Source organism: uncultured Microbacterium sp. (genome assembly GCF_913776565.1).
Classification (GTDB): domain Bacteria; phylum Actinomycetota; class Actinomycetes; order Actinomycetales; family Microbacteriaceae; genus Microbacterium.
Window position 1 is genome coordinate 1 of the sequence record NZ_CAJYPF010000132.1, and the last position, 9,564, is coordinate 9,564.

A 9,564-nucleotide genomic window follows, 5' to 3' on the forward strand; every position below is an offset into this window, starting at 1 on the left:
AGATGTTCGAGAGATTCACCGACCGTGCCCGTCGTGTGGTCGTCCTCGCCCAAGAAGAGGCGAAGATGCTCAACCACAACTACATCGGCACCGAGCACATCCTGCTCGGGCTGATCCACGAGGGCGAGGGTGTCGCCGCGAAGGCGCTCGAGTCCCTCGGCATCTCGCTCGACGCCGTCCGCGAGCAGGTGCAGGACATCATCGGGCAGGGCCAGCAGCAGCCGACCGGCCACATCCCCTTCACGCCGCGCGCCAAGAAGGTGCTGGAGCTGTCGCTGCGCGAAGCCCTTCAGCTCGGCCACAACTACATCGGCACCGAGCACATCCTGCTCGGCCTCATCCGCGAGGGCGAGGGCGTCGCCGCCCAGGTGCTGGTCAAGCTGGGCGCCGACCTGAACAAGGTGCGGCAGCAGGTCATCCAGCTGCTCTCGGGTTACCAGGGCAAGGAGCCCGCGGGTGTGGCATCCGGAGCCGGAGAGCAGACCCAGGGCGCCGCCCAGGGCGGATCGGCCGTTCTCGACCAGTTCGGTCGCAACCTCACGCAGGCCGCGCGCGACAACAAGCTCGACCCCGTCATCGGGCGCGAGAAGGAGATCGAGCGCGTGATGCAGATCCTGTCGCGCCGCTCGAAGAACAACCCCGTCCTCATCGGTGAGCCCGGTGTCGGAAAGACCGCCGTCGTCGAGGGTCTCGCGCAGGCGATCGTCAAGGGCGACGTCCCCGAGACGCTGAAGGACAAGCAGGTCTACTCGCTCGACCTCGGTTCGCTCATCGCGGGTTCCCGCTATCGCGGTGACTTCGAAGAGCGCCTGAAGAAGGTCACCAAGGAGATCCGCACGCGCGGCGACATCATCGTCTTCATCGACGAGATCCACACCCTCGTGGGTGCCGGTGCCGCCGAGGGCGCGATCGACGCGGCATCCATCCTCAAGCCCCTCCTCGCCCGCGGTGAGCTCCAGACCATCGGTGCCACCACGCTCGACGAGTACCGCAAGCACTTCGAGAAGGATGCCGCTCTCGAGCGCCGCTTCCAGCCGATCCAGGTGGCGGAGCCGAGCCTGCCCCACGCGATCAACATCCTGAAGGGCCTGCGCGACCGCTACGAAGCGCACCACAAGGTGCAGATCACGGACGGCGCGATCGTCGCCGCGGCCAACCTCGCCGACCGCTACATCAGCGACCGTTTCCTGCCCGACAAGGCGATCGACCTGATCGACGAGGCCGGCGCCCGCCTGCGCCTGTCGATCCTGTCGTCGCCGCCCGAGCTGCGCGAGTTCGACGAGAAGATCGCCAAGGTCCGCGAGCAGAAGGAGCAGGCCTCCGAGGAGCAGGACTTCGAGAAGGCCGCGTCGCTGCGCGACGAGGAGAAGTCGCTGCTCGCCGAGCGTCTGCGCCTCGAGAAGCAGTGGCGATCGGGTGACGTCGCCTCGCACGCGGTGGTCGACGAGGGTCTGATCGCCGAGGTGCTCGCCCAGGCGACCGGCATCCCGGTGTTCAAGCTCACCGAGGAGGAGTCCAGCCGCCTCATGTTCATGGAGAAGGCCCTGCACCAGCGGGTCATCGGCCAGGAAGAGGCGATCGCGGCCCTGTCGCGCACGATCCGTCGTCAGCGCGCCGGCCTCAAGGACCCGAAGCGTCCGAGCGGTTCGTTCATCTTCGCCGGGCCCACCGGTGTCGGAAAGACCGAGCTCGCCAAGGCGCTCGCCGAGTTCCTCTTCGACGACGAGGGTGCGCTGATCTCCCTCGACATGTCGGAGTTCGGTGAGAAGCACACGGTCTCACGGCTGTTCGGTGCCCCTCCCGGATTCGTCGGCTTCGAAGAGGGCGGCCAGCTCACCGAGAAGGTGCGTCGCAAGCCGTTCTCGGTCGTGCTGTTCGACGAGATCGAGAAGGCCCACCCCGACATCTTCAACTCGCTGCTGCAGATCCTCGAAGAGGGTCGCCTGACCGACGGTCAGGGACGCGTCATCGACTTCAAGAACACCGTGATCATCATGACGACGAACCTCGGTTCCTCGGCGATCGCCGGTGGACCGGTCGGCTTCCAGGTCGAGGGCAGCGCCCAGACCTCGTACGAGCGCATGAAGGGCAAGGTCGACGAAGAGCTGAAGCGCCACTTCAAGCCCGAGTTCCTCAACCGCGTGGACGACGTGATCGTCTTCCCGCAGCTGAACAAGGACGAGCTGCGTCAGATCGTCGGTCTGTTCGTCAAGCGCCTGGCCGACCGCCTGCTCGACCGCGACATGACGGTGGAGCTGTCGGACGACGCCAAGGACAAGCTCATCGAGATCGGCTTCGACCCGACCCTCGGTGCGCGTCCCCTGCGCCGCGCCATGCAGCGCGAGGTCGAGGACCGTCTGAGCGAGAAGATCCTGCACGGAGAGCTCGAGTCGGGCGACCACGTGAAGGTCGGCGTCGAGAACGGACAGTTCACCTTCGACAGCGCTCCCCGCGGCGACAAGGTCGCGATCGGTGTCGGAACGGCCGGCGAGATCGCCGCCACTCCCGACACGCTCGCCGGGAGCTGAGACGCATAACAGACAGGGACCTGGATGCCACGGCATCCGGGTCCCTTCTGCGTTGCGGCGTACGCTTGTTCGATGACCTCTGCCACGCCGTTCGTCGTCCGCCCCGCCGCGACAGCCGACGTGCGACGTATCCACGAGCTGCTCGAGCCGTTCGTGCAGAAGCGCATCCTGCTCGGCAAGGACCTGGTCGTGCTGTACGGATCTGTACAGCAGTTCGTCGTCGCCGAGGTCGACGGTGTGGTCATCGGCTGCGGGGCGCTGCACGTCATGTGGGACGACCTGGCCGAGATCCGCACGCTCATCGTGCACGAGGACTGGCTGCACCACGGCGTGGGCCGGGCCATCGTCGAGGTGCTCGAGGACCGGGCCCGCGAGCTGGGCGTGGCGCGGCTGTTCTGCCTGACCTTCGAGGTCGACTTCTTCACCCGGCGGGGGTTCGCCCCGATCGGCGAGCAGGTCGTCGACCCCGACGTCTACTCCCAGCTGGTCCGCAGCCCCGACGAGGGCGTCGCCGAGTTCCTCGACCTGGCCCACGTAAAGCCGAACACCCTCGGCAACACGCGCATGCTCAAGCGGCTCTGACCGACCCCGCTCCAGCGGCGCGCCATCGCGGCCGGGGTCCGCGCACCCGGTGAAGCGCTGAACGCGCGCGCCGCGGAAAACGCTCCCGCTCGGGACGCCTACCCTGGAAGCATGACCGATGCCCCCCGTAGGCGGAGGCAGTCCCCGGCGGTCTACCGTCGACGCCGTCTCGCGGCCGGGCTTCTCGCCCTGCTCGTGATCGGTCTCGTCGTGTGGCTCGTCGCGGCTCCGCCGTGGCGCTCCGCCCCGACCGCGCAGGAGACCCCCGCGCCCGTCGAGAGCGCCTCCACCGCCGCCCCCGCCCCGACGTCGTCCACGTCCGCGTCGCCGTCACCCACGGCGACGCCCTCGACCCCCGCGGGGCCCGTGGAATGCGGTCCGAGCGAGATCACGGTCGACGCGCTGTCGGACAAGGCCGAGTACGCCCAGGGCGAGAACCCGCAGCTGTCGATCCGCCTCACCAACTCGTCGGCGACCGCCTGCACGATGAACGTCGGCACGAGCGCGCAGTCCTTCACGGTCACGAGCGGTTCCGACGTGTGGTGGCGCTCGACCGACTGCCAGACCGAGCCGAGCGACCTCGAGGTCACCCTCGCGCCGGGCCAGACGGTCTCGAGCTCCGCGCCGCTGACGTGGGACCGCACGCGGTCCTCGGTCGGCTCGTGCGGGAGCGAGCGTCCCTACGCCCCGGGCGGCGGCGCGACCTACCACCTGAGCGTGTCGATCGGTGGCATCCCGTCCGCCGGGACGGCGTCGTTCGTCCTGCGCTGACCGCGTCGTGCAGAGGGGTGGATGCCGTGGCATCCACCCCTCCGTCGTACCGTTCAGGAGCGCCGGTCGCCGAACACCTCGCCCTCCATCGCGTCGTAGCCCTCCTTCTGCGGGTCGCCGTGCAGGCCACCCGACAGGGCGTACTCCTCCTCGGGCGACAGCACGAGGCGATGCCGGCCGTAGACGGCGAACGCGATGAAAATCACGGCGTAGACGACGATGATCGCGACGACCGCGAGCAGATAGGCCGGGTTCACCAGCAGTCCGAAGAACACGATCGCGGCGATGATCGCGGCCGAGTACGCCCCGAACAGGCCCCACGGGCTCTTGTACGGACGCACCGCGTGGGGGAACTTCCGCCGCAGGACGATGAACGACACCATCTGCAGGAAGTAGGCCAGCACGGCCCCCCACACGGCGATGTTCAGAACGATCGCGCCGGCCGGGCTCGCATCGCCGCCCGCGGCCTGTACGACGACGAGTGCGACGAAGCCGAGGACGGCGCCGAACACGAGCGCGACCCAGGGGGTCTTGCGGGCTCCCGTGAGCGACAGCCAGCGCGGGTAGTACCCGGCGCGCGAGAGCGAGTACATGTTGCGGCCGTAGGCGAACATGATGCCCATGAGGGATGCCAGCAGCCCGACGAGCGCGAGGAGCGACAGCAGGGCCGCGGCCTGGTCGCCGACCATCGCGCGGAAGCCGTCGAGCAGGGGTTCGAGTGAGCCGCCCGTCGCGTCGGCGCCGAGCACCCCGGTGTTCAGGAACAGCACGATCAGACCCGTGACGATGAGCGTGCCGCGGGCCCACAGGCCGGCACGGGGGATGTCGCGCGCGGGGTCGTGCGACTCCTCGGCGGCGAGCGGGAGCTCCTCGATGCCGAGGAAGAACCACATCGCGAAGGGGAGCGCCAGCAGGATCGAGCCGACGCCGAAGGGGAGGAACTCGGTGTTGCCGTCGGTGGGCGCGATGTTCCACAGCGAGCCCCCGTCGAAGGCCCCCGTCATGAGCGACATCGCGCCGAAGACGACGATGATGCCGATCGAGATGATCGATACCACGATCGCGAAGCCGAACGAGATGTTCGCGCCCGCGGCATTGAGGGCGATGAAGAGCGCGTAGAGGATGATCCACCAGACGAATGCCGGAAGGCTGATGCCCGTCAGCAGCTCGAGCGCGGAATCGGCGTACTGCCCCGAGAAGTAGACGACGACAGCAGTGGTCGCGACGTACTCGATCGTCTCGGCGAGACCGGTCGCCAGGCCGCCCCACGGCCCCATCGCCGATCGGGCGAAGGAGTAGGCGCCGCCGGTGTGCGGCATCGCGGCGGCCATCTCGCCGATCGAGAAGGTCAGGCCGTAGTACATGACGACGAGGATGACGAAGGCGATCAGCATTCCGCCGAACCCGGCGAAGCCGATGCCGAAGTTCCAGCCCGAGAAGTCGCCCGAGATGACGGCGGCGACCGCGAGACCCCAGAGGCCCCACACTCCCGCCGAGCGTTTCAGGGTGCGTTTCTCGAAGTAGGCGGCATCCGTCGTCGTATAGGTGGCTCCGGCGACCTTTTTGCGGGAATGGCTCGAGGTGGACATGTGACCTCCAGAAGGATGATGGCTGGCTTCGGGCTCGCCTTGCGCAAGATCATGGCCCCCTATTGGTCGACGTGTCTACCTTTGGCGTGTAAGTTCCTCGTTACGTCCTCGGATCGGAGGGCGATCGGAAGGCGAGAGGAAGACCATGGCGGGCAATCTCACCAGCGCGGAACTGGACGCCGCGATCGACGCGGGCGAGATCGACACGGTCGTCGTGGCGTTCCCCGACGCGCAGGGCCGCCTCGTCGGCAAGCGCGTCGCGGCCCGGTTCTGGCGCGACGAGGTGCGGGGGCACGGCGCCGAAGCCTGCAACTACCTGCTCTCGGTCGACGTCGATCTCAACACCGTCGACGGCTACGCGATGTCGAGCTGGGAGAAGGGCTACGGCGACATGCTGCTCGTGCCCGACCTCGACACGCTGCGCCGCATCCCGTGGCAACCGGGAACGGCGCTCGTCTTCGCCGACCTCGCGTGGGAGGACCGCGCCGCGGTGGTGCAGTCCCCGCGCGGCATCCTGAACGCCCAGCGGGAGCGGCTCGCCGAGCGGGGTCTCACGGCCTACGCGGGGACGGAGCTCGAGTTCATCGTCTTCGAGGACTCGTTCCGCGACGCCTGGGCCAAGGGCTACACCGGGCTCACCCCCTCGACCGACTACAACGTCGACTACAACCTGCTCGCCACCACGCGTCTGGAGCCCCTGCTGCGCGACATCCGCGTCGGCATGGACGGCGCGGGCATGTACTGCGAGGGCGTGAAGGGAGAGTGCAACTTCGGTCAGCAGGAGATCGCCTTCCGCTACGCCGAGGCGCTCGAGACCGCCGACAACCACACGCTCTACAAGAACGGCGCGAAGGAGATCGCCGACCGTCACGGCAAATCGCTCACCTTCATGGCCAAGTTCAACGAGCGCGAGGGCAACAGCTGCCACATCCACCTCTCGGTGCGCGGCGACGACGGCGCCGCGGTGATGGCGGGCGACGGCGACCACGGATTCAGCCCCCTCATGGGCCACTGGATCGCCGGCATCCTGGCCACCCTCCGCGAGTTCACGCTGCTGTACGCGCCCACGATCAACTCGTACAAGCGCTACGCGAAGGGCTCGTTCGCCCCCACCGGCGTGGCCTGGGGCGTGGACAACCGCACGTGCGCGCTGCGCGTCGTCGGTCACGGGTCGTCGCTGCGTGTGGAGAACCGCGTGCCCGGGGGAGACGTCAACCCGTACCTCGCGATCTCGGCGATCATCGCGGGCGGTCTGCACGGGATCGAGAACGAGCTCGAGCTGCCCGCGCCGCTCACCGGCAACGCGTACGCCGCGGGGGTCGACACCCTCCCGACGACCCTGCGCGAGGCGGCACGCCTGTTCAGCGAGTCGACGATCGCCCGCGCCGCCTTCGGCGACGACGTCGTCGAGCACTACCTCAACCAGGCGCGCATCGAGGTCGAGGCCTACGACGCCGCCGTCACCGACTGGGAGCGGGTCCGTGGTTTCGAGCGTCTCTGATCCGCAGCGGACCCCCGTCGTGGGGCTCACGACCTACCTCGAGCGCGCGAAGCAGGGTGTCTGGGACGTGCGCGCCTCGTTCCTGCCGCAGCAGTACTTCGACGCGGTGACCGCATCGGGCGCCTCCGCGGTGCTCCTTCCCCCGCAGCCGCGGCCCGAGCAGGCCGCCGCCGCCGTGCTCGACGGCATCGACGGGCTCATCCTCACCGGCGGGCTCGACGTGCAGCCCGAGCTGTACGGTGCCGAACGCCACCCCACGACGGACCCCGCGCGCGCCGACCGCGACGCGTGGGAGATCGCCCTGCTCGCGGGGGCGCGGGAGCGCGGCATCCCGGTCTTCGGCATCTGCCGCGGCCTGCAGCTCATCAACGTCGCGATGGGCGGGACGTTGCACCAGCACCTGCCCGAGGCGCTCGGCACCGAGCGCTACCGCATCGGCGGGGGCGTGTTCGCCGAGAACATCGTCGAGGTGGATGCCGACACCTGGCTCGCCGGTCTCGTCGGCGCCGGGGAGCTCGCCGTCCACAGCTACCACCACCAGGGCGTCGACCGCGTCGCCGAGGGGCTGCGGGTCACCGCGCGCACGGACGACGGGCTCGTGCAGGCCGTCGAGCTGCCGGGCGACGACTACCTCGTGGCCGTGCAATGGCATCCGGAGGAGAACGCCCAGGACCGGCGGCTCTTCCTCGGGCTCGTCGCCGCGGCCGCGCGGTACCGGGCCGAACGTTCCGCTCACCACCAGGAAGTGTCCGCATGAGCACCTTCACCGTCATCGACCCGTCCACGGGCTCGCCCATCACGACGCTCGAGCGCGCCGAGATCGACCAGGTGGATGCCGCCGTGGCCGACGCCGTGCGCGCGCAGCGCGCGTGGGCCGCGCTCGCCCCGGTCGCCCGCGCCGACGCTCTGCGCTCCTTCGCCCGCGTCGTCGAGGCGCACGTCGAGGAGCTCGCGGCCCTTGAGGTGCAGAACTCCGGGCACCCGATCGGCTCGGCCCGGTGGGAGGCGCAGCACGTCGCGCAGGTGCTCAACTACTACTCCGGCGCCCCGGAACGCCTGATCGGGTCGCAGATCCCGGTCGCAGGCGGCCTCGACGTGACCTATCACGAGCCGTACGGCGTGGTCGGAATCATCGTGCCGTGGAACTTCCCCATGACGATCGCCGCGTGGGGCTTCGCGCCCGCGCTCGCCGCGGGCAACGCGGTAGTGCTCAAGCCCGCGGAGTTGACGCCGCTCACCGCCGTGCGGCTCGGTGAGCTGGCGCGGGAGGCCGGGCTGCCGGACGGTCTGTTCCAGGTGGTCGTCGGCTCCGGCTCGGTCGTGGGGCAGCGCTTCGTGTCGCACCCCGACGTGCACAAGGTCGTCTTCACCGGCTCGACCGAGGTGGGCACCGAGGTCGCCGCCGGGTGCGCGCGGATGCTCAAGCCCGTGACCCTCGAGCTGGGCGGCAAGAGCGCGAACATCGTCTTCGCCGACGCCGACCTCGAGAAGGCGGCGGCCGGAGTTCCCGGTTCGGTCTTCGACAACGCCGGTCAGGACTGCTGCGCGCGCAGCCGCCTGCTGGTGCAGCGGAGCGTCTACGACCGGTTCCTCGAGCTGCTCGAACCCGCCGTCGCGGCGTGGAAGGTCGGCGACCCGCACGACGAATCGACTCAGATGGGACCGCTCATCTCGGCATCCCATCGCTCCACTGTCCAAGGCTTCCTCGACGGGGTCGACGTCGCCTTCCGCGGCTCGGCTCCCGAGGGCGACGGCTTCTGGTTCGCCCCGGCGGTCGTGCTCGCCCAGCCCGGCGACCGCATCGCGCGCGACGAGGTCTTCGGGCCGGTGCTCGCGGTCATGCCGTTCGACGACGAAGCGGATGCCGTCCGCCTCGCCAACGACACCGCCTACGGCCTCGCCGGCTCGATCTGGACCGAGAACCTGGGTCGTGGCATCCGAGTGTCCCGCGGGGTGCGCAGCGGCGTGCTGTCGGTGAACTCGCACTCCTCGGTGCGGTATGCGACCCCGTTCGGCGGCATGAAGGCTTCGGGTCTCGGCCGCGAGCTGGGCCCGGATGCCGCCGAGCACTTCACCGAGGTGAAGAACGTCTTCTACGCCACCGAGTGACCTGCCCCTCACCCCCCTCGTCCCACTTATGACGGTCCTCGTCCCACTTATGGCCGGTCTGGAGGCCCCACACCAGCCATAAGTGGGACGAGGTCCCGCGCGAAAGGAACCACCGCACCATGACCATCGACCTCACCCAGCGCCTGCGCGACCGCGTCGCGATCGTCACCGGCGGCGCGAGCGGCATCGGCCTCGCCACCGCCCGCCGCTTCGCCGCCGAGGGCGCGCGCGTCGTGATCGCCGACCTCGACGAGACCACCGGCACCGCCGCCGCGGAGGCGGTGAACGGGGTGTTCCGGCAGGTGAACGTCGCCGACGAGGCGTCGGTCGACGCGCTCTTCGACGGCGTCGCCGCCGACCTCGGCAGCGTCGACATCGCCTTCAACAACGCCGGCATCTCGCCCGCCGACGACGACTCGATCGAAACGACCGAGCTGCCCGCCTGGGACCGGGTGCAGGACGTCAACCTCAAGAGCGTGTACCT

The 9,564-nt window shown here is 69.3% G+C and carries 8 protein-coding genes; 7 read left to right on the top strand and 1 reads right to left on the bottom strand.

All coding sequences use genetic code 11. The features are described 5' to 3' along the window. The first annotated feature begins 2 nt into the window (after window positions 1–2). The 3 genes from QZ433_RS06980 (at window position 3) to QZ433_RS06990 (ending at window position 3,881) form a co-directional block, all read left to right on the top strand. Window positions 3–2,528 carry an ATP-dependent Clp protease ATP-binding subunit gene (locus QZ433_RS06980; RefSeq protein ID WP_108319682.1) on the top strand — a complete coding sequence of 842 codons (2,526 nt, stop codon included), beginning with the start codon at window positions 3–5 and terminating at the stop codon, window positions 2,526–2,528. A 72-nt stretch (window positions 2,529–2,600) separates the two neighbouring features. Further along, a complete protein-coding gene (locus tag QZ433_RS06985; RefSeq protein WP_295781159.1) occupies window positions 2,601–3,110 on the top strand; it encodes an amino-acid N-acetyltransferase in 510 nt (169 codons plus the stop codon). A gap of 111 nt (window positions 3,111–3,221) precedes the next feature. After that, on the top strand, window positions 3,222–3,881 hold the full coding sequence (locus QZ433_RS06990; protein WP_295781162.1) for a hypothetical protein: 660 nt from the start codon (window positions 3,222–3,224) through the stop codon (window positions 3,879–3,881). 53 nt (window positions 3,882–3,934) lie between these two features. On the opposite strand, the gene QZ433_RS06995 is transcribed toward QZ433_RS06990, so the two are convergent. After that, window positions 3,935–5,470 (bottom strand): amino acid permease, encoded by a 1,536-nt coding sequence (locus QZ433_RS06995; protein ID WP_295781165.1) that lies wholly within the window; start codon window positions 5,468–5,470, stop codon window positions 3,935–3,937. Window positions 5,471–5,615: 145 nt separating this feature from the next. On the opposite strand from QZ433_RS06995, the gene QZ433_RS07000 reads away from it, so the two are divergent. The 4 genes from QZ433_RS07000 to QZ433_RS07015 all read left to right on the top strand — a co-directional run. Further along, on the top strand, window positions 5,616–6,971 hold the full coding sequence (locus QZ433_RS07000; protein WP_295781168.1) for a glutamine synthetase family protein: 1,356 nt from the start codon (window positions 5,616–5,618) through the stop codon (window positions 6,969–6,971). After that, complete coding sequence (locus QZ433_RS07005) at window positions 6,952–7,728, top strand: gamma-glutamyl-gamma-aminobutyrate hydrolase family protein (RefSeq protein WP_295781171.1); 777 nt, start codon at window positions 6,952–6,954, stop codon at window positions 7,726–7,728. The genes QZ433_RS07000 and QZ433_RS07005 overlap by 20 nt, the downstream gene beginning before the upstream one ends. Then, window positions 7,725–9,080, top strand: coding sequence for an aldehyde dehydrogenase family protein (locus tag QZ433_RS07010; RefSeq protein WP_295781173.1), 1,356 nt, complete (start codon window positions 7,725–7,727; stop codon window positions 9,078–9,080). The genes QZ433_RS07005 and QZ433_RS07010 overlap by 4 nt, the downstream gene beginning before the upstream one ends. Before the next feature lie 119 nt (window positions 9,081–9,199). After that, the coding region (locus tag QZ433_RS07015) for an SDR family NAD(P)-dependent oxidoreductase (protein ID WP_295781175.1) at window positions 9,200–9,564 on the top strand (365 nt) is incomplete at its 3' end.

Bases quoted from the DNA above. Each gene is read 5' to 3' on its own strand.
- QZ433_RS06980 (WP_108319682.1), top strand. From the start codon at position 3: ATGTTCGAGAGATTCACCGACCGTGCCCGTCGTGTGGTCGTCCTCGCC.
- QZ433_RS06990 (WP_295781162.1), top strand. From the start codon at position 3,222: ATGACCGATGCCCCCCGTAGGCGGAGGCAGTCCCCGGCGGTCTACCGT.
- QZ433_RS07010 (WP_295781173.1), top strand. From the start codon at position 7,725: ATGAGCACCTTCACCGTCATCGACCCGTCCACGGGCTCGCCCATCACG.
- QZ433_RS06995 (WP_295781165.1), bottom strand. From the start codon at position 5,470: ATGTCCACCTCGAGCCATTCCCGCAAAAAGGTCGCCGGAGCCACCTAT.
- QZ433_RS06985 (WP_295781159.1), top strand. From the start codon at position 2,601: ATGACCTCTGCCACGCCGTTCGTCGTCCGCCCCGCCGCGACAGCCGAC.
- QZ433_RS07000 (WP_295781168.1), top strand. From the start codon at position 5,616: ATGGCGGGCAATCTCACCAGCGCGGAACTGGACGCCGCGATCGACGCG.